This is a genomic window from Lentilactobacillus kisonensis DSM 19906 = JCM 15041 (assembly GCF_001434135.1).
GTDB lineage: Bacteria > Bacillota > Bacilli > Lactobacillales > Lactobacillaceae > Lentilactobacillus > Lentilactobacillus kisonensis.
Genome location: NZ_AZEB01000001.1, coordinates 297,958 through 322,260, shown reverse-complemented (window position 1 = coordinate 322,260; position 24,303 = coordinate 297,958). Strand labels below are relative to the sequence as shown.

At 40.6% G+C, this 24,303-nt stretch carries 20 protein-coding genes, 1 riboswitch and 1 other annotated feature; of the genes, 10 read left to right on the top strand and 10 right to left on the bottom strand.

Features of this window, described 5'->3' with window-relative positions; translation table 11 throughout:
• Positions 1–72 precede the first annotated feature (72 nt).
• On the bottom strand, positions 73–777 hold the full coding sequence (locus tag FC98_RS01565; protein WP_235803559.1) for a hypothetical protein: 705 nt from the start codon (positions 775–777) through the stop codon (positions 73–75).
• Positions 778–897: 120 nt separating this feature from the next.
• Positions 898–981: riboswitch (SMK box riboswitch) on the top strand.
• On the opposite strand from FC98_RS01565, the gene metK reads away from it, so the two are divergent.
• Both metK and FC98_RS01555 read left to right on the top strand, forming a co-directional pair.
• Complete coding sequence (gene metK, locus FC98_RS01560) at positions 979–2,169, top strand: methionine adenosyltransferase (protein WP_008858437.1); 1,191 nt, start codon at positions 979–981, stop codon at positions 2,167–2,169. Its footprint overlaps the riboswitch before it by 3 nt.
• 82 nt (positions 2,170–2,251) lie before the next feature.
• The gene (locus FC98_RS01555; RefSeq protein WP_056949086.1) at positions 2,252–3,730 is read left to right on the top strand and encodes an MDR family MFS transporter; all 1,479 of its coding nucleotides are present in this window, start codon (positions 2,252–2,254) and stop codon (positions 3,728–3,730) included.
• Here FC98_RS01555 and mnmM read toward each other — a convergent pair.
• Both mnmM and FC98_RS01545 read right to left on the bottom strand, forming a co-directional pair.
• Complete coding sequence (mnmM, locus tag FC98_RS01550) at positions 3,727–4,302, bottom strand: tRNA 5-(aminomethyl)-2-thiouridylate-methyltransferase MnmM (protein ID WP_008858435.1); 576 nt, start codon at positions 4,300–4,302, stop codon at positions 3,727–3,729. The genes FC98_RS01555 and mnmM overlap by 4 nt on opposite strands.
• Positions 4,299–4,940: a phosphatase PAP2 family protein gene (locus tag FC98_RS01545; protein WP_054654308.1), complete on the bottom strand. Its 642-nt coding sequence runs from the start codon at positions 4,938–4,940 to the stop codon at positions 4,299–4,301. Before FC98_RS01545 ends, mnmM begins: the two co-directional genes overlap by 4 nt.
• Before the next feature lie 98 nt (positions 4,941–5,038).
• Positions 5,039–5,239 (top strand) — a binding site (T-box leader).
• Between the two features lie 72 nt (positions 5,240–5,311).
• Here FC98_RS01545 and leuS point away from each other — a divergent pair.
• Positions 5,312–7,732 (top strand): leucine--tRNA ligase, encoded by a 2,421-nt coding sequence (gene leuS, locus FC98_RS01535; protein ID WP_056949084.1) that lies wholly within the window; start codon positions 5,312–5,314, stop codon positions 7,730–7,732.
• A 165-nt stretch (positions 7,733–7,897) separates the two neighbouring features.
• On the opposite strand, the gene FC98_RS01530 is transcribed toward leuS, so the two are convergent.
• Both FC98_RS01530 and FC98_RS01525 read right to left on the bottom strand, forming a co-directional pair.
• On the bottom strand, positions 7,898–8,851 hold the full coding sequence (locus tag FC98_RS01530; RefSeq protein ID WP_056949082.1) for an alpha/beta hydrolase: 954 nt from the start codon (positions 8,849–8,851) through the stop codon (positions 7,898–7,900).
• Positions 8,851–9,876: an acyltransferase family protein gene (locus FC98_RS01525; RefSeq protein ID WP_054654305.1), complete on the bottom strand. Its 1,026-nt coding sequence runs from the start codon at positions 9,874–9,876 to the stop codon at positions 8,851–8,853. The genes FC98_RS01530 and FC98_RS01525 overlap by 1 nt, the downstream gene beginning before the upstream one ends.
• A gap of 210 nt (positions 9,877–10,086) precedes the next feature.
• Here FC98_RS01525 and FC98_RS01520 point away from each other — a divergent pair, with 210 nt between their 5' ends.
• Complete coding sequence (locus tag FC98_RS01520; protein ID WP_056949080.1) at positions 10,087–11,736, top strand: putative polysaccharide biosynthesis protein; 1,650 nt, start codon at positions 10,087–10,089, stop codon at positions 11,734–11,736.
• A 309-nt stretch (positions 11,737–12,045) separates the two neighbouring features.
• Here the strand turns inward: FC98_RS01520 and FC98_RS01515 are convergent, their stop codons facing one another.
• Positions 12,046–12,888 carry an NAD(P)H-hydrate dehydratase gene (locus FC98_RS01515; protein WP_040472054.1) on the bottom strand — a complete coding sequence of 281 codons (843 nt, stop codon included), beginning with the start codon at positions 12,886–12,888 and terminating at the stop codon, positions 12,046–12,048.
• Between the two features lie 118 nt (positions 12,889–13,006).
• Between FC98_RS01515 and pepV the strand changes: the two genes are divergently transcribed.
• From pepV to FC98_RS01500, 3 genes are all read left to right on the top strand, one after another.
• Positions 13,007–14,410: a dipeptidase PepV gene (gene pepV / locus FC98_RS01510; RefSeq protein ID WP_008858424.1), complete on the top strand. Its 1,404-nt coding sequence runs from the start codon at positions 13,007–13,009 to the stop codon at positions 14,408–14,410.
• Positions 14,411–14,426: 16 nt separating this feature from the next.
• A complete protein-coding gene (locus FC98_RS01505; protein WP_008858423.1) occupies positions 14,427–14,897 on the top strand; it encodes a universal stress protein in 471 nt (156 codons plus the stop codon).
• Between the two features lie 313 nt (positions 14,898–15,210).
• Positions 15,211–16,008: a DUF3658 domain-containing protein gene (locus FC98_RS01500; RefSeq protein ID WP_040472052.1), complete on the top strand. Its 798-nt coding sequence runs from the start codon at positions 15,211–15,213 to the stop codon at positions 16,006–16,008.
• 122 nt (positions 16,009–16,130) lie between these two features.
• Here FC98_RS01500 and FC98_RS01495 read toward each other — a convergent pair whose 3' ends face one another.
• The gene (locus FC98_RS01495) at positions 16,131–16,784 is read right to left on the bottom strand and encodes a deoxynucleoside kinase (protein WP_008858421.1); all 654 of its coding nucleotides are present in this window, start codon (positions 16,782–16,784) and stop codon (positions 16,131–16,133) included.
• Between the two features lie 292 nt (positions 16,785–17,076).
• Between FC98_RS01495 and FC98_RS01490 the strand changes: the two genes are divergently transcribed.
• The gene (locus FC98_RS01490; RefSeq protein ID WP_008858420.1) at positions 17,077–17,847 is read left to right on the top strand and encodes a Cof-type HAD-IIB family hydrolase; all 771 of its coding nucleotides are present in this window, start codon (positions 17,077–17,079) and stop codon (positions 17,845–17,847) included.
• Positions 17,848–18,108: 261 nt separating this feature from the next.
• Here the strand turns inward: FC98_RS01490 and pgmB are convergent, their stop codons facing one another.
• The 3 genes from pgmB to mscL all read right to left on the bottom strand — a co-directional run bounded on the left by pgmB (position 18,109) and on the right by mscL (position 22,006).
• The gene (pgmB, locus tag FC98_RS01485; protein ID WP_008858419.1) at positions 18,109–18,780 is read right to left on the bottom strand and encodes a beta-phosphoglucomutase; all 672 of its coding nucleotides are present in this window, start codon (positions 18,778–18,780) and stop codon (positions 18,109–18,111) included.
• A gap of 17 nt (positions 18,781–18,797) precedes the next feature.
• Positions 18,798–21,515, bottom strand: a complete 2,718-nt coding sequence (locus tag FC98_RS01480) for a glycoside hydrolase family 65 protein (protein ID WP_040472049.1) — start codon at positions 21,513–21,515, stop codon at positions 18,798–18,800.
• Positions 21,516–21,637: 122 nt separating this feature from the next.
• Positions 21,638–22,006: a large-conductance mechanosensitive channel protein MscL gene (gene mscL, locus FC98_RS01475; protein ID WP_040472047.1), complete on the bottom strand. Its 369-nt coding sequence runs from the start codon at positions 22,004–22,006 to the stop codon at positions 21,638–21,640.
• A 153-nt stretch (positions 22,007–22,159) separates the two neighbouring features.
• On the opposite strand from mscL, the gene FC98_RS01470 reads away from it, so the two are divergent.
• Together FC98_RS01470 and FC98_RS01465 are read left to right on the top strand one after the other, a co-directional pair.
• A complete protein-coding gene (locus tag FC98_RS01470; protein ID WP_008858416.1) occupies positions 22,160–22,429 on the top strand; it encodes a hypothetical protein in 270 nt (89 codons plus the stop codon).
• A gap of 10 nt (positions 22,430–22,439) precedes the next feature.
• The gene (locus tag FC98_RS01465) at positions 22,440–24,293 is read left to right on the top strand and encodes a S53 family peptidase (RefSeq protein WP_008858415.1); all 1,854 of its coding nucleotides are present in this window, start codon (positions 22,440–22,442) and stop codon (positions 24,291–24,293) included.
• Positions 24,294–24,303 lie beyond the last annotated feature (10 nt).

Genomic DNA, 24,303 nt, shown 5'->3' with positions numbered 1-24,303 from the left:
CGGGATTTTTATGAACTATGAATAATTCAGGATATTAATAAAATTATAATAATTTATACTGATAATTTGGGTTTATAGGCAAACAAGTAACGAAAAAAGGAAGTAACACCCAGCAGAAACGTTTGCCCGTTTATTGAAGTTTTTGGGGTTAACTTGTGATTCAAAAAATAAATAAAAGCCAAGAATTGTGGTTAATAAAATCATTCGTAGAAATGATAATTGAAGTGTCAAACAAAGCATGACAATTAAAATCAAAATAATTAAAAGTGATGACAGGTTTTGCTTTGTCATAAATCCATGATATGAAAAAAAGATGTTAGAAAATATTAGGGTCGTTATGTACATTAACGAAATAAGGGAAAAGTAATGGTGATAGGAAATATTAAATAGAAAAGCCATGCCACTACCGTTAATAATGCCAAAAATAATCCAACGGCCATGGGGTTCGTTGACTAGTGGCGTTAATAGCAGGATATTAGCAAAAATAAAGTCGATCAACAGAAGGGCGGTATTCAAATAACCAGCGTGTAAAAAAAGATGGATACTTAAAAGCCCAACAAGACTATCGCAAATAACGGTTACTAGGGTGTTTTTATTTGGCGCAGCAACCTGATTTAGAAGAATTGCAAATGGGATGCTGATTAATATGAGCTGGATTTGGCTACTATCTTCGAAAAATGTTTTTAGTGGAACGTTTGCGAATAATAGCCAAATTAGTAATGTGATTGCAACCCTAAGAGCGAACTGGAGTTGGCTGTTTTTCTTTGAATTTGTCAAAGCAAGCTTCTCCTTTTGAGATAAGTGATAATTCATACCAACAATCCTAATGTTTTTTTGACGGGTGGTCAACGGTATTAAATAATTGGTTTCAAAATCAAATAAACTGTGATAACATAATAAAGTTATGAGTTCCCGATAGGATTCGCGGTAGACGCGAAGAAGCCTTGTAACCTTAAAAATATATAGGGGGAAAATAAAATGCGCGAAAAACATTTATTTACTTCAGAATCAGTTTCAGAAGGTCATCCAGATAAAATTGCTGACCAAATTAGTGATGCAATTCTGGATGCTTTACTAGCACAGGATCCAGATGCTCGAGTTGCCTGCGAAACATCGGTAACCACTGGATTAGTTTTAGTTTTTGGTGAAATATCAACGACAGCCTATGTTGATATTCAAAAGGTTGTCCGAAATACCATCAAACGAATTGGCTATTGTGATGGTCGTTACGGATTCGATGGTGATTCATGTGCCGTCATTGTTGCGTTGGATGAACAGTCTCCAGATATTGCTCAGGGGGTTGATGACGCGTTAGAAGAACGGAATGGTCAAACCGATCCACTTGATAAAATTGGTGCTGGTGATCAGGGATTGATGTTTGGTTACGCCATTAACGAAACACCTGAATTGATGCCATTGGCGATTTCATTAGCGCATAAGTTAATGAGAAAGCAAGCTCAACTACGCAAAAGTGGTGAGGTGAGCTACTTAGGCCCAGACGCTAAGGCCGAAGTAACCGTTGAATATGATGATTACGGTAAGCCATTTAGAGTTGATACCGTTGTTCTGAGTACTCAGCATGATGACGGCGTTAGTTTGGATCAAGTGCGGTCTGACGTTATCGAAAAGATCATCAAACAAGTGATTCCAGATAAGTATTTGGATTCTAATACCCGCTACCTCGTCAACCCAACAGGCCGATTTGTTATTGGCGGTCCTCAAGGTGACGCTGGCTTAACTGGCCGCAAGATCATCGTTGACACTTATGGTGGTTATGCCCATCACGGTGGTGGTGCTTTTTCAGGTAAGGATGCAACCAAGGTTGACCGCTCGGCAAGTTACGCTGCTCGCTACATTGCTAAGAACATTGTTGCTGCCGGGTTAGCAGATCAACTAGAAATCCAGTTAGCTTATGCAATTGGGGTTGCGACACCGGTTTCAATTGATATTAACACGTTTGGTACCGGCAAGGTTTCAGAAGAAAAGCTCATTGAGGCAACTCGTCAGTTGTTTGATTTACGACCGGCTGGCATCATTAAAATGTTGGATCTTAAACGACCAATATATGAACAAACCGCTGCGTATGGTCATTTTGGTAGGCCAGATATTGATCTACCATGGGAACATACGGATAAGGTTGATGCGTTAAAAGATTATTTCAAGTTATAAACAGCTAGTTAGCAGAACGCCCTTGAAAGCCATTCAGGGGCGTTCTTTTTTAAGTTAACGAATAAGTTAAAGGGGTTATTTCATGACAAACACAGCTAAAAAAAGTAACGTTGCACTGGTGACAATCGCATTATTTGTTGCGACTTTCATGGCAGCAATCGAAGGTACGATTGTTTCTACGGCGATGCCGACGATCGTTGGTGATTTACACGGTGTTGCCCTAATGAATTGGGTGTTTTCGATTTTCCTATTGACTAACGCAATTGCCACGCCGATTTATGGTAAATTAGCGGATAGCATTGGACGCAAACCGATGTTTATCGGTGGGATTGCAATCTTCATTTTTGGGTCCGTAATGTCTGGCTTATCCCATTCAATGGTTGTCCTTATTATCTGGCGGGCAATTCAGGGGATCGGTGCTGGATCCATTTTACCAATCTCAAATACGATTATCGCGGATATTTATCCATTAGAAAAGCGGGCTCAGGTTTTAGGGCTTAATAGTTCTGCTTGGGGGATCGCTTCGGTGATTGCCCCCTTGTTGGGTGGCTTTATCGTCGATCAGTTGAGTTGGCATTGGATATTCTTTATCAACTTACCAATTGGCTTGATTGTGATGGTCATGGTTCAGTTATACTTACACGAAGAAAAGCGCAGTGTTAAAAGTCGGATGGATATTGGTGGCACTTGGTGGCTGACAATTATGCTGTTGGCTGTGATGTATGCCTTTCAGCTGCTTGGTCAATCACCAATTCAGTGGCAAATTGTTGCGGCTTGTTTTCTAATTACTGTGATTGCCCTTGTAATGTTTATCAGGCGAGAGCGGATTGCGGCTGATCCATTAATTCCGATGGAGCTGTTTGATAATCGGACGTTTGTTATTCAAAACATGGTGGCTTTTCTCGTTTGTGGTTTTTTAATTGGCTATGAAGTTTATCTGCCTGACTGGACTCAAGGTATTTTAGGCCTACGGGCATCAATGGCGGGCTTTGCGATTACACCTAGTTCTTTGATGTGGATTGTCGGTTCATTTATTGCGGGTAAGCTACTTGTTAGAACAACCCCACATAACATTATCAACCTGAGCTTATTCTTTGTTCTGGTTGGTGGGGTGATCATGGTCTTAATCCCAGATTATACGCCGTTTACTGCGTTTTTATTGATATCTGTTATTTGTGGGACGGGATTTGGCCTGACGGTAACGACATCTATGATTAGTGTTCAAAATACGGTTAAGCCAACTGAGATTGGGGTGGCAACATCGTTTAATACGCTGGCAAGAACATTGGGTCAGACATTAATGATTTCTATTTTTGGAATCGTGATGAATACGACAATGCTTCGCGGTGTTCGCCAAACCGATGGCACGACACTGAAAATGATGGATAAATTAATTAACCCAATGACTGTCGATCAATTGAATGCTAATGTGTTACCTAAGCTAAGGACTATTTTGTACCAGTCGCTACATAACGTCTTTATCGTGGCACTGCTATTGATTTTAGTTGCTTTTGTGGTCAATTTTGCTGGCCGGAAAAAGAAAAATCAGCGAATCGATTAGTCGATTCGCTGAATGACCATCACAAACGGTGGCCAATGTTGCTGATTAATAAATTTGTATGTTAAGACGTTGTAGCGTTTTTGGTCAAGATGTTTACCAAATTCGAGCACGTCTTTTTTCTCCTTTTCACCACCTGGATGGCCGTAATAGATTACTAAAACAACAATCCCGTTTTTACAAAGGCGGCTTAAACAGCCTTGAATTGCTTTGATGGTTGTTTCGGAGTATGTAACGATGGTTTTATCACCACCAGGAAGATAACCCAAATTGAAGATAGCACCGGCAATCGTTGTTTCATAAGGTAGAATCTCATCTACCAGTGAATGACTGAGATTGTACAGATAAACGTTTTCAAGATTAACGTGATTGTTAGCGAGTAAACGGCGCGTGTTTTTGATGGCACTTGCTTGGATATCAAAACCATAAATGGTTCCCTGCGGACCGACTAAATTGGCTAAGAATAGGGTGTCATGACCGTTGCCGACGGTACAATCAACTACCGTGTCACCAGATTTCACCCGTTCAGTAAATAATTGGTGACTAAATTCCAGTGCTGATGGAAGTTGTTTCATAATGGCTCTCCTCCAATTTTACTAAAGACAAATTTACTGATGCGTAGGAGACAAAATCCCAGCGACCAGCCACCCACTACATCACTTGCAAAGTGAACACCAACATAAATTCGACTTATTCCGATTAAGATAATCATAACAATAAATAATAGGTCTAGCATTACTTTTTCTGATTGCTTTTTTAAGAAGGCGTTAACGATGATGATCAAGCTGCCACAGAGTATCATAATACTCATTGAATGACCACTTGGAAAACTACTTGAATGTACCTGGACGAGATGCGCTAATTTGGGTCGTGGCCGGTTAATTAATGATTTGATAATGGTATTAACCGGAATTGCTAGCCCAAGTGTATTGATAAATAAAAAGGCGCTGGCTTTTGGATGGTTAACGACTAGCAATATTAAGCAAGTCCCTACAACGAAGGCAATTAGTGGCATGACGTTGCCTAATTTTGTGAAGTAAGTAAAAAAGGCAGTTAGCGGTGGTGTCGCAAAGTGGTGAATTGTATGGTACCAATAGTTGTCAAAGCTGTGAACCCATGCTTGTTGGAACAAAACGCCGTATGTAAAAACTAAAAAGATGATCAATGAGGCACCCGCTAAAGTATTCCATAGCCTGGTTGACCTGGTTTTCATAACCGTCACTCCTAACCGAATAAATCAATTATAACATGCTAGGATGGTTGTTTTTTGGTGTGGCCTTTGGTATGATAATAGGCAATAATTTCAATTTGATGAAAATGACGAGACGAATTAGTAACCAATGACTTGTTTTAAGAAACTGGGTGGGAGCTGCGAACCCGGAGCAAGCCAGGGTGAACTCATCGTCGAATGGATAGCTGAACAGAGTAAGTCGTCCCGGTTTATCGCCGTTATTGATTTTGAGTGCTCAGTAATTGAGAAGATAGGTGGTAACGCGATAAATCGTCCTATGAGAATCCCAGTGTGGTTTCTTGTAGGGCTTTTTTCATTCCAAATTGAAAAATTTTGAAAGGTGGCAGTTGCAAATGGCATACAATCACGACGTAATTGAGCGTAAGTGGCAACATTATTGGAGAGAACACAAAACCTTCAAGGTAACTGAAGATAAAAGCAAAGAAAAATACTACGTGATGGATATGTTTCCGTATCCTTCAGGCCAAGGCTTGCACGTGGGGCATCCTGAAGGCTATACCGCCACTGATATTATGGCGCGCATGAAACGAATGCAGGGTAAAAACGTTCTTCATCCAATGGGGTGGGATGCGTTTGGACTCCCCGCTGAACAGTATGCATTGAAAACGGGCCATAATCCCCGAGACTTTACGACTCAAAATATCAAGGTGTTCAAAAAACAAATTAAATCACTTGGCTTTTCATATGACTGGGACCGTGAAATCAACACAACTGATCCAGCTTACTATAAGTGGACCCAGTGGATTTTTGAACAACTCTACAAACATGGTCTGGCTTATGAAGATAACATTGAAGTTAACTGGGCACCTGATTTTATGGGTGGAACTGTGGTTGCCAATGAAGAGGTTGTTGATGGTAAAACGGAACGTGGTGGCTATCCAGTGTACCGAGTCCCAATGCGTCAGTGGGTTCTCAAAATAACGGCTTACGCTGACCGGTTAATCGATGACCTTGACGACCTTGACTGGCCTGAGAGCATCAAGGAACAGCAACGTAACTGGATTGGACGTTCACGCGGCGCCAGTGTTTTCTTTAAGGTAAAAGGCCACGAGGATGACCAAATTGAGGTATTTACAACCCGCCCAGATACTTTATTTGGTGCAACTTATATGGTTTTAGCACCGGAACATGAGCTGGTTTCAAAGATTACCACGCCTGAACAAAAGGCTGAAGTAGATAAGTATCGCGATGAAGTATCGCGGAAATCCGATCTTGAACGAACTGATTTAAATAAAGACAAGAGCGGGGTATTTACTGGGGCTTACGGGATTAACCCAATTAATGGGAAGGAAGTCCCAATTTGGATTGGGGATTACGTTCTAGAATCCTATGGTACTGGTGCGATTATGGCGGTTCCCGCTCACGATGACCGTGATTATGAATTTGCCAAAAAGTTTGGGTTACCAATTGTTCCCGTCATTGAAGGTGGTAATACTGATGACGCTGCATTCACGGGTGACGGGCCTCACTTTAATTCCGGCTTTATGGACGGAATGGGTAAGGATGAGGCTATTAAGACCGCAATTGATTGGCTAACGGATCATAAGGCAGGGCACGAGAAAGTTAATTATCGCCTTCGCGACTGGATCTTTAGCCGCCAACGCTATTGGGGGGAACCGATCCCAGTTATCCATTGGGAAGACGGTGAGACAACCCTGGTCCCTGAAGATGAACTGCCATTAAAGCTCCCGAAAGCTAAAGATATTCAGACATCTGGTGGCAAGGAAAGCCCGCTAGCTAACTTAACTGATTGGGTAAACGTTGTCGATAAGAATGGTCGTAAGGGAAAACGAGAAACTAATACCATGCCACAGTGGGCTGGCAGTTCGTGGTACTTTATTCGGTACGTTGATCCGAATAACGATCATGCAATTGCTGATCCTGAAAAATTAAAGTATTGGTCACCAGTTGACCTTTACGTTGGTGGGGCAGAGCACGCCGTTCTTCATCTATTGTATGCAAGATTCTGGCACAAGTTCCTTTATGATCTTGGGGTGGTACCAACTAAAGAGCCGTTCCAGAAACTGGTCAACCAGGGAATGATTCTTGGAACCAATCATGAAAAGATGTCCAAGTCAAAGGGGAACGTGATCAACCCTGACGATATTGTTAGTAAGTATGGCGCAGATACACTTCGGGTCTATGAAATGTTTATGGGACCAATTGATGCAGCTAAACCATGGAGTGAAGAAGGCATTAACGGTGCCCATCACTGGTTGGATCGTGTTTGGCGCCTGATGATCGATGACAATAACCATTTGCGGGATAGAGTTACCACGTTCAATGATGGGAAATTGGACAAGATCTATAATCAGACGGTTAAAATTGTTAGTGATGATTTTGAGCACATGCGATTTAACGTTGGTATTTCGCAAATGATGGTCTTTATCAACGATGCTTATAAAGCGGATGCACTGCCAATTGCGTACATGGAAGGGTTTGTTAAAATGCTTTCTCCAATTGCACCGCATATTGCTGAAGAGCTTTGGCAACTATTGGGCCACGACGGAACAATTACCTACGAAAAATGGCCGACCTATGATCCTAACAAGCTTGTTGAAGACCAAGTTCAGATGGTTGTTCAAGTTAATGGGAAGGTGCGCTCACACCTTAAAGTTGCTCGTGATGAGGATAAAGCAAAGATTGAAGAACTTGCCCGAAATGATGAACACGTTCAACGATATACTGATGGAAAGACGATTCGAAAAGTTGTCGTTATTCCAAATAAGATTGTTAATATTGTCGTAGGATAGTATGAGATATCTAATAAGGCTAAAATAATCGGTGTTTAAATTTCAGAACTTAACGTAAAAAGCAATTCTTCCAAATCAGGAAGGATTGCTTTTTTACGTTAACATATTAGAATTAGCCGTTTGCTTCAGCTTAGATAACTATAAGAGTGGAACGATATCAGTCAGCTACTGATCTAATTCACTTGCTGAATTATCTTTATAGTTCTTGGCCCAAAGAAACTCAGTGAGAATCTTATTGACTGCCAAATTATTGTTGTGAAGTTCGCTATGTTGGGCTTTAGGGCCAAATGCTTGAAAGGTCTGGTAAAAGCTCACATGATCTCGGAGAACGTATCCTAAGGACAGTGCAGAAGCCGTGGTTACAACGCCGTCGGAATTACTGCCATTACCAAGGTTGCCGTAAATGTTGAGGACCCGTGCCTGCCGAGGAAAATTATTTCTGAGTCGATAAAGCATTCGGTATTCTGGATGAATAATCTTAGGTCGACCGGTTGCTAATATTTTATTTTGATTAGGGGCATCATCCCAAAGTTGGACCAGCGGACCGCTTGTCGGTTGGTTTGATTTATGGTTGTTCATGATACCGTCGTATGGACCAGCAATCACACAGAGTTTATTAACCCGTGGAAGATCCTTTTGATTACCGTTTAATAGATTGTAATAGATGACAGCGTAAGCCCCCATAGAATGACCAACAAAGTTTAACTGATTGACATGATATTTATGCTTGAGCATCTTAGTAACCTGAGTTAACCAGTGTGTATACTGAACTTCACCCGCTCGGTTATTATCCATGCGGACCATAATGATTGGATTTTTCATCCAAGGTTTAATCGTGCCAGTCACTGAAATTCGACCGTTAGAATGAACCCGGACAATCATCCGCCGAGTTGCGGCGCCGCTAATCTCAGCTGAAGACACAATCTCTTTTTCTGATCGTAGGCTGCCGCTCCATCCATGAACGAATAAAGTGGGCACATTTGAATTGACAAACCTTTTCGTCAACGCCTGCTGGTTCTGTTGCGTTTGCCAAATTGAAAAGCCAAGGCCCAAGATAATAATGCCGCCAATTAAAAAATACAGTATGCGAAATTTGTTAGAACGCTGATCATAAAACATTAACTAACCGCCTTGTGTAATGATTTTTTGACCTTTGATTTGATGAATGCGTAGAGAATCGAGAGAATAAATGAAATTGCGACCGCTAAGACAGTTTCTAGAATTGCACTTTTATAGCCAGCCTCGTCAACAATATCAATAACTGCTTTATGAAGATACATAATCCCTAAAGTTTGTTGACCAATTAGCTGGATTGGTTTAATAGCCAATTGAGGCATAAATTTGCAGAAATAGTAGCTGGCACTAAAGACCACTAAACAAATAATAATTGGAATAAACATAATATAAGCAACTCGAGAAATTGGAATATGGTGATAAGATGCATGGATAATCTTTGATTTGAGGTAGAACCCAAAGTTAAACCGATCCATGTGTTGCATCCAAAAGGCCCAAACGGTGAATAACGCTGCTGGAATAATCACCCAAAGATCCTTAACAAACTCTTGAATCTTATGGAAGTAAAGGTAACCAAAGAGCATGAAAAACATCGCAATAAAGGCGACATCAAAATCCCATGGTAAAAACTTATGGCTCAGGAAGTAAATATGCTTATAGCTCGTGGAAACGATTAGAGAAATAAACGCAATGATAATTTGTGTTTCCCGGTTCTTGACGTATGTAATGACAATTGATGTGAACAGCAATGCTAGTAAGTACACGTTAATGTACCAGAACACGCTGAGATAATGGTTAAGGGTTCTGCCGCCATAAACCAAGCGGACAAAATAAAACGCTGTGTAAGCCCAACTCTCACCTCGAACAAAATGAGAAACCATAATCAGTAGGCCACCGCAAATAAAGTATGATATTAGGAGTGGAAAAATCCGCTTTTTGAAAAATCCCAACCAATCATTGTTCACAATTGGTTTTAAGAAGAAGCCCCCCATGATGAAGAAGATTGGCATATGCCACCAATATAGGAAATGAAACATCGTTCCATGTCTCGTCATTGCGTGACCAAAGACAACGGCGATAATTCCGACTGCCTTAGCCACGTCGATCCACTCAATTCTTTTTTTGCTCACAACAAGTTCACCTCATTAATTTTATAAAAGCATTAATAAAAATATTCTAGTGCATTTCAGGTGCCCATGACAACACTTTTTCTATACCTAACTAATAAATTATCTTATGCTTAAGTAATACTTAATATATATTTGCTAGATTGCTATTGATAGCTAATTTTATTAAACTATGTGAGGTAGTCCTTAAAGATAACGAAAGTAGGAACGGTAATGGTTGAAAACGATCAACATCGAGCGGAAGTGTCTAGAGATCAGATGCTTTCTGCGTCGGCTTGGATGACTGCCGGCAGCATCTTAAGCCGATTTCTTGGCGCGGTTTATATTATCCCTTGGAGTATCTGGTTCGGGAATTACTTTTTACGGGGGAACGCACTGTATGGCTTAGGCTACAATATCTACAGTTTCTTTTTGATTGCAGCCATTGCAGGAATTCCATCGGCAATTGCCAAACAAGTTGCCCATTATAATGCGTTAAATGAATATGGAATTGGTATTCGCCTTTATAAGCGGGGCCTCGTTTTAGCCGTTGGAACCGGGGTTATCTCAGCTGCCATCCTATATTTCGGTGCACCGTTAATTGATGGGGGCAACCCTAATGTGATTCCGGTGTTGCATTCGCTTGCTTGGGCGATCTTGATTATTCCAACAATGAGTCTAACCCGAGGTTATTTTCAAGGGTATCAACAGATGGCTCCGTCAGCAATTTCACAATTTGTTGAACAGTTGGTTCGGGTTATTTATATGCTAGTGACCGCCTTTCTAATCATGCAGGTCTTTCACGGTGACTGGGTAAAGGCGGTTTCACAATCAACCTTTGCGGCGTTTGTCGGCGCACTAGCAGGAATGGTAACCTTAGCTGTTTATTATCTTAGGCGAAGAGAAGATTTTCGTTCATTGGTTGCCCATAGTAACAATCAATTACATGTAGCCCCTAAAGCGCTGTACCATGAAATTATAACTCAAGCAGTTCCGTTTATTATTTTAGGTGCTGGCATTACAATCTTCATGTTAATTGATCAGTTTACCTTTTTCAAAGTTATGAGGCAGGCAACGGATTATTCAAATAATATGTTATCTGACCTATACGCACTCTTTGCGGTAAATGCCAATAAACTTATTATGATCACGATTTCGCTTGCTTCTGCATTGGCAATAACAGCGGTACCGTTGCTATCAGTGGCCTTAACTCGTGGTGATAAACAAGAAATCGCGAAACAGAATTCCAATGTTTTAACGTTGTTTTTGTTCGTCATGATTCCAGCGGCTCTGGGGATGTGTGCCATTGCTGGTCCACTAAATCGGCTGTTTTATGGTCAAGCTCACCAGGCCCTGGGCGCAAATGTTTTAACGTTTTCATCGATCACGTCAATTCCAATGGGATTGTTCGTCGTTATTTCCGCGGTGATGCAAGGATTGTCTCAAAATAAACGCGCTGTTAAATTCTTTCTTGTGGGCACAATTGTCAAGCTGATTTTCCAGTGGCCTTGTATTTATTATTTAGGCGCATTTGGCCCATTAGTGTCAACGGGCATTGGTTTATGTGTTACGAATTGGTTGATTATTCGATCGCTTAACCGCCAGTTTGGATTTGAACGACGACTGTTAGATATTGGCTTTCGTAAAATTGCCAAGTATTCGCTGTTTATGTACATTGCGACGCTTATCACAGTTTATGCTGGTAATTATCTGCTTCATTTTGTTGTTGACCCATTTGGACGAATTCCAAGCCTAATTGTCACAATGTTCGCAGTGGTGGTCGGCGGCTTCATTTACATTTACTTAGCGCTTAAAAGCCGGATCGCGGATATGGTATTTGGCCCACGGAGTGAATTGATTCGAAGCAAGTTAAGAATCAAATAACTGCCGATATTAGATGGTGATTCTGGACGTTGAAATTAGCGAACGAAGGAAGTCGCTTCAGCTAGTTCATAATTAATTTCCAATATTACATCAGGTGACTGATGCCTTATAAATGAAATTTTATCTATAATTAACGAAGGATCCGAATAACTTGCTGACCGTAGGAATTATTCGGGTCCTTCGTTGACGTTTCTGAGGTAATCGCTTGGCATTGAATTCTGATTAAATGTGCTTTCTTAAACAGGAGGTTGCATGTAAGCACCGGTTGGAACAGTTCCAAGCCTGGAAATTCTTCTTAAAAGGAAGTCCCTATTCGGCTTGGTTCGCACCCTGATGTTGCAGCATAAAGGTTGGTAAGGCTTCACTAATCTGATGGGGCAAAACGACGTACTGCTTTTTTGCAAGTTCATCAGCAATTGCGCTATGGGTATAAACCGCCGCCAGTACCGCCTCGGATTTATTATTAAATTGAGCGGTAAAGCCACCAATCATCCCTGCTAACGTATCACCCATGCCACCAGTTGCTTGTGCGGGGGTACCACCCGGGTTTTCATATACCTGATTATCAACGTAAACTTGGGTTCGATGTGATTTTACGACGACAATTGCCCCAAGTTGATTAGCGACCTCACGATTTTTTTGAGTAGTTTGATTGGCAATCTTAATTCCTGAAAGGCGTTGCCATTCCATTTGATGAGGGGTTAAAACATTGAGTGGTCCCTTTGGAAGGGCTAAGTTATTTTGGGCGATTAAAGTTAATGCTGAGCCGTCGATTACTAAAACTTGGCCTGTTTTAGCGAGTGCAAAGGTTTGTTTTAACAATGACAGAGCATGTTGGTCAGTTCCAAGGCCTGGACCGATGACGATCACATTAGCCGCGGTGACAATTGATTGAGCAGCGTCGAATTGATTGTCATCGACAAACATTGCTTCAGGCAGCCAGTCGTGTAAGCTGGATTGATTGGTTGGGTTGGTAATGGTTGTGACTAAACCAGCACCGCTGTACACAGCTGCTAATGATGCCATGATAATTGCCCCCCCGAAGTTTTGACTGCCACCGATCAAAACGACTTTGCCATATGTTCCCTTAAAACTATTTGCAGGGCGTTTACGAATCACTTTTGTTAATAAATTTTCAGTAATTTTTTCCATAATTATGATGCTCCTAATGAATTTAATTGCCTTCAGTATACCATCGACCTTGTTGAACAATAATAACCTCACTTAATTTCTGTGATAAAATACAGTTATATGACGGGAGTGAAAATAAATGACAATTGATTGGAAACAACAATCACAAAGTTATCGTGATTCATATTTGAAGGATCTAAAAGAATTAATCAGTATTGCGAGTGTCCGTGATGATGAGCACGCTACTGATACTTATCCACTTGGTGAAGGGCCTACTAAAGCCATGTTAAAGTTTCTTTCCTTTGGGAAACGAGATGGTTTTACGACAAAGAATATTGACAATATCGTTGGTTATATCGAATACGGTTCAGGTGAGCAGACGATGGCTATGCAGGCTCATGCAGATGTCATGCCTGCTGGAGATGGCTGGGAAACTGATCCGTTTGAAATGGTTGAAAAAGACGGCAACGTTTATGGCCGGGGAACTTCTGACGATAAGGGGCCGGCATTGGCAGCTTATTATGGTCTTAAGATGCTTAAGGATCATGGGATTACCCCCAACATGAAGATTCGGCTAATTGTTGGAACGGATGAAGAGAGTCATTGGACGGGGATGAAGCATTACTTTGAAGTGGAACCAGAGCCAACGTTTGGATTCTCACCGGATGCAGAATTTCCTCTGATTAATGGTGAAAAAGGAAACTCGACTTATGTGACCACTTTTGGTAATACAAATGGTGAAGAATTTACACTGAAAAGCTTTGAGTCGGGTCTTCGGCCTAACATGGTCCCTGGTAACGCAACTGCGTTAGTTGAGACTGATGACAACGAAGCCTTTGCAGATTCATTTACAAAATTCTTGGATAATAACCCACTTTCTGGCGATGTTAAGGCAACTGAGGGGGGCGTTTCTGTCCATTTGATTGGTAAAGCTGCGCATGCAATGGAACCTAAGAATGGTGTCAATGCTGGGACTTATTTAGCTAAGTTTTTACAACAATTTGACTTTAATGGTGATGCAAAACACTTCATTGATTTTCTAGCTAGTGACTTACATGATGATTCCAGGGCAACGAAGATTGGTGCAAATCATGTTGACGATGTTATGGGAGAAGTCACCATGAATATTGGCATTATGAGTTTTGATGCTCGAAAGGGCGGGACGATTAATACTAATTTTAGGTATCCAAAGGGAACGTCTGATCAGGAGATTTTGAGTCAATTAATAACGGCAGCCGGTAATCATAATGGAAAAGTTGAAGAAACTGATAATATGGAACCGCATTATGTTGATCCTGATGACCCAATTGTGAAAACGTTGCTCAGGGTTTATGAAGAACAATCAGGTGATAGTCAGGCCAAACCAGAAGTTGTTGGTGGGGGAACATACGCCCGCTTAATGAAGCGTGGCGTTGCCTTTGGGGCATTGTTCCCAGGAACCAAAGACACAATGCATCAAGCAAACGAATTTCAACCGGTTGATGATTTACTTAAAGCAATGGCAATTTATGGTCAATCGATTTATGAACTGACAGCCAAGTAAGTAACGAGGTGCCAACATGCTTGAATTTAACTATACGAATATATTAGTTGGGGTTGATGGATCGAAAACTGCAGCTAAAGCGGTGGCTAAAGCCATTTCGATTGCGGAACATAACAAGGCAAAATTGACCATTGCTGCAATCATCAACGACCGGGAAATTATTGGTGTTGCCAAATCCGCATTGCTAGGGTTTGGCAGCATTAATCCAAGTGCAGTTGATGAATTGAAGGGGAGATACAATCGATTGGTTGCCAAGTATGCTAGCCAAGCCAGGGAACGGGGAATCACCGTCAAGACATTGGTGACATCTGGTGACCCTAAAACCTTGTTAGCTAGAGATATTGTCGCTGATGAAGGAATTGATGCGATTGTTATTGGTGCAACGGGGGCTAACTTTGTTAATCGAGTTGCAATGGGCTCAACCGCTGCCTTTGTTATTTCACAGGCTCCGTGCGATGTTTTTGTTGTTCACCGGGATAAAAAATAATGATTTATTGATATTTTTTTATTCAAAAAACGTTTCAGCAGTTTGAAGGTTTGCTGAAGCGCTTTTTCGTCATGAGCTTTTCAACTAACAGTTGCATTAATCATTGTTTGGTATTGCAACATGTCTGCTGATAAGTTTATACTTCTTGGGTACACAGATTTAGCAATTCTAGGACAACTGCGCAAAGCAGAAATCTGCGCGTAAGCACCTATCGAAAAAATTCCAAGCCCGGGAATTTCCTCGATAGGAGACTTACACTCCGATTTCTAAACGCTTTGCTCTGCTCACTATTTTAGTTGATGGGGAAATACACATGATCGATGTTTTATTTAACGATAGCTTTGCGGCAACGTTAAAATACTATTATCAACAAAAAAATATTAATAATGAGGTCATTTCTTTGCCAATGCATTTAAGCTTGGGAGATATTAATCAGGGGAATTTTCTAGAGAATCGGCGGACACTTTACAAGATTCAAAGCACTCATGATAAGTTGACATCCACGTCTGAGTGCGTGCGATCTTTAAATGAATCGCTTGAAAGACTTTCTGATCTGGTTAATCAAGATGATTTGATTCGTATTTGGTGGAGTGAAGCTAGCGATGATTACTGTGGTTTCCTTTGGCTATGCGAATGGTTAGCAGGGAAAAGAATCCAATCCGTTGAAATTCACATTCCATTATCCTACGTTACCGTAAAAGGATTAAGAACCTTTGCGAGTTTGGGTGAAATATTTGCCGAAGATATTGATAATCTAGCATTGCTTGACTTACAGAGGCCGCTTACGAACCCACAACGCCAAGCGTATGGCCGTGCCTGGATGGCATTACGAAATGATAACACCCCTGTGCGGGCAAACGTTAATGGTCATATCTTGAGCCAACCAATCACCTTTTATGATCAGTTTTTAATCAGTCAAATAAGTGCCAGAAGATTTAGAAACGTTCTTCGAATTATTGGTGAGACGCTTGGTCGCTTCCCAGTGGGGGTTCCAGACTGGTGGTATCAACATCGAGTAGAGTATTTAATTTCAAAGGGCGTCTTAGATTACAAAAAGGATGGTCAGGGGATTGGTAGCCTAGAGCTAGGTAGTGTTCGATTAAAGGGATAGGTCTCAATTCCAGAAAAATTGACCCAAATAAATAAAAGCAGCCTGTACATTCAATCCAAAGTTTTAATTTGGATGTCTGTGCGAGCTGCTTTTAATTAACAGTTGTTGACCAGTCACAGTTTCTATAAACTTTCTTTTTGAGGTTCTCTAATCTTCGTAAGTGCTTCGTCAATTTGTTTCAAAACAATATCAACGTTCTTAGGTTCTGTCAAATCATATTTCTGAAGGTCAATTCGAATCTTAGGGCTGACGTTGTATTCCTGGTACCATTTTTTGTAGGCAGCCCACATCTTGAAGTAATAGTCTTGTAGTCCTGGATTATCATCGAATTGTTCATATTCACGACCACGCTTCTTGATGCGGTACTTGATTGTATCAAAATCACTATCAGCGTACACAAGCAGATCGGGCGCTTTCTTAGGCAATTGACTGAGTTCGTTCATCATGTTATCTAGTAATTTTAGATAAACGGATAACTCAGTGTCTGAAATATTCCCTTCAGCATTGTTCTCCCTAGTAAACAAGGCGTCTTCATAGATTGAGCGATCCAAAACGTTATTATCATTGTTCAAAGCTTGCTTGATCATTGAAAACCGTTTGTTTAGGAAATAGATTTGCAGTAAAAAACCGTACTGCTTTGGATTTGAATAGTAAAGTGGCAGTACCGGATTCTCGCCAACTGGTTCAAAAAATGCTTTAGTTCCAAGATGATCTGCAATTTTTGCTGTTAACGTTGTTTTTCCGACACCAATCATTCCTGCTGTAATTATCACCATGGTAGCCCCTCTTTTAATAAAGTTACAAGATATAGTGTATCACAAAAGGAGACGACACAATATATATTTTTGGTGAGCGGAGCTGTCCTAATCTAGTGAGCGTGGAACCAGATAATTAGCAATCAGTTCATAAGTTGTCCTCAAGGGGTCTTGAGTATGGAACTTGAAAGGATGTTAGATCCCAGCGGTAAGAAACTGGTCTTAATTTTTTTGAAAAAGTAAGGCGAAAATCAAAGGGGCTTTGCCATTAAGTAGTACAATATATGTAACGAGTTTAAATGGAGGGAATCCAATGTATAAAGCGGTTGTTTTTTTTGATCTAGACGGGACGTTATTTGATAACCAAAAGAATGTTTCTGATGACAACATCGCAGCTATCAATCAGTTGCGGGAAAATAATATTTTGCCTGTCATTTCAACTGGTCGAAATATTTTTGAAATTCAATACGTCATTGATGCGACTGGTATTAATTCATTGGTCAGCGCCAATGGTAGCTATGTTCAGTATGAAGGAAAGAAATTAAAAGCGGAACAAATTAGTGATGATGTGATTGAAGAGATCCTTGCATTTGCTAAGGAGCAGGGGGATGTGATTTCGTTTTATAACAACGAAACGTTTGCCCTCACCGCTGAAAATGATTTAACAACGGTTAATTATCGACTTCTTAGATTAACACCACACGTTGAACCGGACTTTTACAAGACCCATGAGGTTAATTTTCTTAATGTATTTAATTACGATAAAGATAAATTATATCAAGACGCTTTCAAAGGTAAATTGTCATTAGTTAGGAACAATCCGCGTTGTTTGGATACAATGAAATGGGGTGTTTCAAAGCAAACGGGTATCCAAGCGCTATTGAAAAAGGCGCAACTTGAAGATATTCCATCATATGCGTTTGGTGATCAATTAAACGACCTGCAGATGTTTGCTCAAGTTGATTATCCTGTAGCGATGGGAAATGGTCACCCAGACGTTAAAGCTAAAGCGTCCTTTGTGACAACCTCCAATATCAACGGTGGCATTGTGAATGGGTTGAAGCACTATGGGTTAATTAAGTAATGAAGTCTGTTTGTATAGAGACAATAATCTAATTGTATTCAATGTTAAGGCTGAAGTGATTTGCGTATTGACAGCTTCTTTTCTCTTACAATATCAGCAGAGCGCAATCCAATTATTTTTCAATTCTGACTGTTATACCTCAAAAATGTTGTAAATAAAGTAATTTCCAAAGTATAAACAAAGGGTCCGAATATCCTGCAAAGAGCTTGGATATTTGGACCCTTTATTTATATTATGGAAACTAACCGCTTTATCCTGCAGTTAATCCATTTGTTTTTTAATATTAGCAAGTGTCATTTCAGCAGTACTCTCAAAATTAACGTCAGCAGCTTGTAAAATTGTCTTATCACCAATGCCGATTGACGTCTCACCAGCCGCATTAATCGATTCGACTCCAGCAGCGGCGTCTTCTACACCAATACATTGTGCTGGTCTTAAATCAATCAATTTGGCTCCCTTTAAATAAATCTCAGGGTCTGGCTTCCCCTTACTTAATGTTTTAGGGTCAACAATTTTTGGGAAGTAGTCGGTCAACCGTAGCTTGTTTAATACCGTTGGGGCGTTTTTTGATGCAGAAGCCAGTGATAATAAATAGCCACCGTTTTTAATCTCATCTAAAAATTCTTTGATGCCTGGAAGAATATTAGCTGGGGTCATTTTATCAACTAATTTAAGATAATTTGTATTTTTTTCGGTGGCTAAAGCAACCTTTTGATCATCAGTATACTTGTCTTGAAGGTTACCAGCCTTTAAGATCATTTCCAGGGAATCCATTCGACTAATTCCCTTAAGGCCATCTTCAAGCTCCTTTGACCAAGGGGCACCAACCTTATCAGCTACTTGATGCCAAGCCTGACTATGAAATACTGATGTATCGGTAATAACGCCATCTAAATCAAATACAAATCCTTTAATATCTGAAAATTTTGCCATTATAAATCACTCCTATTTTATTTGTAGGTAATTGTCGTTGGTTTGTTCTTGGACAGTGAATAAGCTTTATCAGCAACTTTGACATGAGTGTTAGCATCAGCCGTGACGTTAATCTTATGGTGGTCAATTTCAAAGCTATAGGTAATTCCTTGATATGTTTGTTTAAATGATAATTTATGCCAGCCCGTAGGAAGGTGGGGGTTGATTGAAACTTCATTAGTATCGAACCGAACACCACCATAACATTTTGTTTCAATTTCTAGGGTTGCGCCCATTACACCAAGGTGAATCCCTTCAGCGGTTGTGCCACCCTGAATATCGTAGTAGTCAGAGAACAGGGCGGTTGAAAATAATTGCCAAGACTGATCCATGTTGCCATCCATTTCATCAAGAACGGAATAAACAATTCTTGAGAGGGTCGAGCCGTGAGTGGTTCGGTCAAGGTAAAATCTCAAGTTGGTTGTGAAGTAATTGGCAGGGAGTTGATAGCCTAAACGGGTGATAACGTTTTGAACCTCCGCGAATGGTAATTCATAGTAGGCCATTAGCGTGTCAGCTTGTTTGGCAACTTGATAAGAGTCAGGTGACTTTCCCTCGCCCTTGAGAAGACGATCAATTCTTGAAATGTCACCATACTTCTTCCGATAGGAGTCAAAGTTCAATTTCGAAAGGTTAAAGTAACCGGAGAACTGACCGATAATCCCTTCTTCATTAATATCAAGCCGAAGTTTATGGGCAATATCACTCATTTTATCGAGTAGACTATTGTCCGTACCGGCTTTATCGTGAGCGTCAACAACTGATTTAGCATCTTCGTTGGCAATAATACCAGCAACCTTGTCGAATAACCACGAAACCATGATGTTAGTATAGGCATTATTTGTTAGACCATGATCATCCGAGTTAGGATATTCTTCGTGAAATTCATCAGGTCCCATAACGTGGTGAATATCATAACGGTCAGCGGCTTTATCGTAGGTGGCCATGCTAACCCAGAATTTGCAGATTGAAAGTAACATTTCTAGCCCGTAGTTCTTCATGAAGTCGTTATCACCAGTGATGTGAACATAATTGATTATGTCATAGGCAACAGAAAGGGAAACGTGTCGCTGAAGCCGGCTATTATCAGGGTCCCATTGGCCGCTTACCGGGTTAAGATGGACAAATTGTGATTGTTCATCCCCATACATTCCTGACTGCCACGGATACATTGCGCCCTGCTTATCTTCAGTAGCAGCGTACTTTCTAGCCTCGCCAATTCGCTTATAACGATATAACAAACACTGTTTTGCAATAGCGGGGTAATGAAGCGCATAGAATGGCAAATCAAAAGTGACATCCCAGAAGATGTGGCCCCGGTACGCTTCACCGTGTAATCCTCGGGCACCAACGGAGGCATCAAGCTTTCCGGAAGCCAACGCGGCACTGGTTACCAACATATGGTAAATGTTGACCCGGGTCAGTTTTTGGCTCGTCATATCATTACCAATTTGAATATCTGCGTTTTGCCAAACATTGCTCCAGAACTTTTTGCTGTCAGCTAAGGTATCATCAAACGAAGAATTATTAAGCTCCCTTTGAGCAGCTAATTCTAAGTTGGAATTTTTATCTTGATCAGTAAAGACGGTGACACATTTTTCAAATTGATAGTGTTTTTCAGGTTCAACGTCGATACTTAGTGTTTGTTGAATTTGCTTTTCTGCTGTGTCGGCATTAATCAATTTTTTAATATCAAAGTCTTTGCTTGATAATTTTGAATTAATCACAAAATTAACATGAGAAGTTTTTGTTTGACCGGTCATTGAAATTTGGTTGTCATGAGCGGACATGCCAATAATATCAATATGTTTTTGATCAAAGTCTTGGTACCGCTCGACGTTGCCGTTAATGACATTGCCGTCAATCTTTGAATATACTTGCAAACTGCCAGAAAAGTTGATTGGTTTTATTTCATACTTGATTGAGTAACGATGCCAATTGGTCATATTAGCAACTTTAGTGGCTCGAACTTGCAGGATATGACCAGTTGATAATTGAATGTGTAACGTTGTTGTCAGGACACCAGAACGTAAATCTAAGCTTCTATAGATATCTTGAATATCGGCTTTTTTAATTTCAAAAGGTTGCTGATGATCGACACCAAAGCTCATTGATTGGGCGTTTGGTAAATTTACCATGTCTTCATTAACAACGTCTCTGCCGTTAATATTGGTAGTGAGCTGGTTGTACACGCCGGCAACGTACATTCCAGGGTAATTATCCTTGTTTGCATTAGCCTCCACATATGCCCCACGAAGGCCAAAGTAGCCATTTCCAATTGTCAGCATCGCTTCTTGCCCGTAGTTACGCTTGCCACTGTATTCGCCGTAGTAATCGAGATGCCACTTTAAATATTCTTGCTTTTCAGACACAGCTTTTTCGAGGCCGACGTCTTGAACTTTATGAAGATTAACCACCGGAATATTCATCATGTTGGCAATCGCTAAGCCAATATCGATTTTTTGATGATTAATGCCAATGATTGTGTCAGAAAATTCATAGTTCAACGAATTTTCAATAATTGCTGCATCAATCGGTAACCCAGTGAGGGCAGCCTTAATGTTCTCAAGATTATCGCCAATTGAAAATTTGGGGTTGTAGGTGATCATAAATTTCCTAAACGGGGGTTGGTTAGAATTTTCCGAATAGTTAATTTCCATAACCCCGTCACGAGCCCTAATTGCAAACGTTCTCATAACAAAACCTCTTCTCAAATATTTCGATTCAATTAAATATAACTTACAGGCTAATTCTAGTTCAACCATGCACTAATCGCAATTAATTGGCGACTAGCGGCTGTTTTTTAAACAAGTTGGCTTTATTTGTTTTGTTGTTCCAAAAGTTCTTTGATTTCGGAGAGTAACACTTCTTTGCGATCGACCACGGGTGTTTGGGGTTGCTTTTTCACAAGCCGATTGATGATCTTAATTAGGATAAAAACGACAAACGCAATAATTAGAAAATTAATCACGGAGTTTAAGAATGCGCCGTACTTAAAAGTTGCCTGACCGATGGTTATTGACAGCTTTGATAAATCAATTTTACCAAGGAAAATACCGATAAATGGATTAATGATATTCGTTGTCAACGATGTCACGATTGCGGTGAATGCACCGCCAATAATAACCCCGACTGCTAGATCAATAACGTTTCCTCTTGAAATGAATTCTTTAAATTCTTTTAACATCAAACACGCTCCTAACAATTTATATGATATGGTATTTATATTCATTATATCGGGTGAAACAAGCATAATACAAATAACAAGAATGCTAAGGTAATCTTTTATGTGCATTGATGAAGTATGATATCATGATGTAAGTAATTTCAAAGGAGAAAAATGGTGAAAAATCAACGGGTTATTTTTACTGGTATCGCAATTTTAGTGATCCTTAGCCTTGCCTTTTATGCCAGTCAGCAGATTAATAATTCGACCCTTTTATTTATTGGCATTTGGGTTATTGCAATTATCCTAATTCGACTTTTATTGACCCCACTAGTGGTTTGGATTGTTCGGGCAAGGGATGCTAAAAAAGAGCAGCAAGCTAAAAATGTGGCTACCAATCAAGCGCCAAGTAAGAATCATCGTTCCAAAAATTTTGACGACTAAGGAGAACTTTATGACACGGAATGTGTTTAGAAGAATATTGATAACATTGACTTTAGGGCTAATCATTGGCAGTGGGATGGCTTTTTTTGCCCCCGGATCAAAAGCTGCCATTCAACAAACTTCTGAGGTGGCAGATTCTAAACAGCAACTGATCGATATTGTTTTAAAGCCGAAGAGTCAATCTGATTTGGACAGTTTTGTCTATCATTCCGTTGATCCAACGAGTCGTTATTATCGTAAGTTCATTACCCCGAAGACCTTTGCAAATCGGTTTGGGCAGCGTACAACCAAAATCACTAAAATTCGGCAGTATTTGCATCAACATCATTTAAAGGCATCCGTTTATGGGGGCAATTTGGTGATGGTTGTTAAGGGTAGCACTAAGAATATCGAAAACGCGTTTAAAGTTCATCTCGTTAATGTTCACGATAATGGCTTAACGTATCAAAAATCGAAAGGGGCTCCTAAGCTACCGAAATCAATATCAAAGTCGGTTTATGCGGTGTTTGGGCTCTCAACTTACTCACCGTTTTCCACCACACAATCATTGATTAAACCTGCATCGTTTTACACGGCGGCTCAATCCAATTCGAGTCAGCCGGCTAAATATTCACCACAAAAGTTTGTTCGTCGCTACAACTTAGGGTCACTTTATGCAAACGGCTCGAGTGGCAGGAGCAAAACAATTGGGATTATTTCGTTTGCCAACTTCCATCCAAATGATGTCTATCGTTACTGGGATGGTGAAGGAATTAATACTAAAAATAACCGGTTAAGTATTTACCGGACGAACGGTTACAAGGGCACCTGGGATGGGTATGATGAAACGACAATGGACGTTGAACAAGCGGGCGCCATCGCCCCGGATGCCAACATTAAAACGTATTTAGCTCAATCAAATATTACTGGCATGGTTAATTCAATTGCGGCAGCTGCCGGACAGAATGCGGTTGATGCGCTCTCACTTAGCTGGGGACAAAGCGAGGCTCAAGTGGCTTATGAAATTAAACAAGGGATTACGCCAAAGAAGTATAACCAGATTCTGAACCTGCTGTTTGAACAGGCTGCTGCGCAAGGAATTAGCGTCTTTACTGCTAGTGGCGATAATGGCGCTTATGATGGGATTGCCACTGGTATGACGAATGGACTGTCGGTTGATACGCCGTCAAATTCACCATACGTGACGGCTGTTGGGGGGACAACGCTGCCCAAAACGTATACTGTCAATAAAAAGAAAGTAACAATTACAAAAGAGCGGGCATGGGGATCTGAATTCCTTTATCCAAACTATAAGCATCAACACTTTTTTAGCCGCCTAGATATGATTCAAAGCTATTTTTCTGGTGGTGGCGGTGGCTTTAGTAAATACAATGGTGTTCCCAAGTATCAAGCTGGAGTTAGCGGTGTTGGCACGTATGATGCGACGAAACTCTGGACGTTTAAAAAAGGGCAGCCGACCTTACTTAAAAAGCCTCAAACCATTAGTGGTAAAAGAAGCGGCCGTAACGTACCTGACATTTCTGCAAACGCAGATCCGTTTACTGGCTACAGTATGTTCATTACCCCTAAAAAGAATTCCGGCTCTAAAGGTGAATGGGAAGTATCTGGTGGTACAAGTGTTGTAGCACCTCAAATGGCGGCAGCTAGCGTCTTAATGGCTGATAATTCGGTTGGGCGACTTGGTTTTTGGAACCCCCAGATTTATCGGTTCGCTCGCTCTTCTGATTCGCCATTTACACCGTTGGACAGCCGATCTAACAATACGAATTTGTATTACACCGGTCAGCCTGGCAAGTTATACAATCAGGCTACTGGTCTTGGAACGGTTAATTTTACAAAACTAGAAAAAGCATTTAACGGTTAGTTGAAACAGC

Coding starts and splice junctions, on each gene's coding strand:
- FC98_RS01465 (WP_008858415.1), top strand. CDS start 22,440: ATGACACGGAATGTGTTTAGAAGAATATTGATAACATTGACTTTAGGG.
- FC98_RS01490 (WP_008858420.1), top strand. CDS start 17,077: ATGTATAAAGCGGTTGTTTTTTTTGATCTAGACGGGACGTTATTTGAT.
- FC98_RS01515 (WP_040472054.1), bottom strand. CDS start 12,888: ATGGAAAAAATTACTGAAAATTTATTAACAAAAGTGATTCGTAAACGC.
- FC98_RS01495 (WP_008858421.1), bottom strand. CDS start 16,784: ATGGTGATAATTACAGCAGGAATGATTGGTGTCGGAAAAACAACGTTA.
- mnmM (WP_008858435.1), bottom strand. CDS start 4,302: ATGAAACAACTTCCATCAGCACTGGAATTTAGTCACCAATTATTTACT.
- FC98_RS01555 (WP_056949086.1), top strand. CDS start 2,252: ATGACAAACACAGCTAAAAAAAGTAACGTTGCACTGGTGACAATCGCA.
- metK (WP_008858437.1), top strand. CDS start 979: ATGCGCGAAAAACATTTATTTACTTCAGAATCAGTTTCAGAAGGTCAT.
- FC98_RS01480 (WP_040472049.1), bottom strand. CDS start 21,515: ATGAGAACGTTTGCAATTAGGGCTCGTGACGGGGTTATGGAAATTAAC.
- pepV (WP_008858424.1), top strand. CDS start 13,007: ATGACAATTGATTGGAAACAACAATCACAAAGTTATCGTGATTCATAT.
- leuS (WP_056949084.1), top strand. CDS start 5,312: ATGGCATACAATCACGACGTAATTGAGCGTAAGTGGCAACATTATTGG.
- FC98_RS01545 (WP_054654308.1), bottom strand. CDS start 4,940: ATGAAAACCAGGTCAACCAGGCTATGGAATACTTTAGCGGGTGCCTCA.
- pgmB (WP_008858419.1), bottom strand. CDS start 18,780: ATGGCAAAATTTTCAGATATTAAAGGATTTGTATTTGATTTAGATGGC.
- FC98_RS01500 (WP_040472052.1), top strand. CDS start 15,211: ATGATCGATGTTTTATTTAACGATAGCTTTGCGGCAACGTTAAAATAC.
- FC98_RS01505 (WP_008858423.1), top strand. CDS start 14,427: ATGCTTGAATTTAACTATACGAATATATTAGTTGGGGTTGATGGATCG.
- FC98_RS01530 (WP_056949082.1), bottom strand. CDS start 8,851: ATGTTTTATGATCAGCGTTCTAACAAATTTCGCATACTGTATTTTTTA.
- FC98_RS01520 (WP_056949080.1), top strand. CDS start 10,087: ATGGTTGAAAACGATCAACATCGAGCGGAAGTGTCTAGAGATCAGATG.
- FC98_RS01470 (WP_008858416.1), top strand. CDS start 22,160: ATGGTGAAAAATCAACGGGTTATTTTTACTGGTATCGCAATTTTAGTG.
- mscL (WP_040472047.1), bottom strand. CDS start 22,006: ATGTTAAAAGAATTTAAAGAATTCATTTCAAGAGGAAACGTTATTGAT.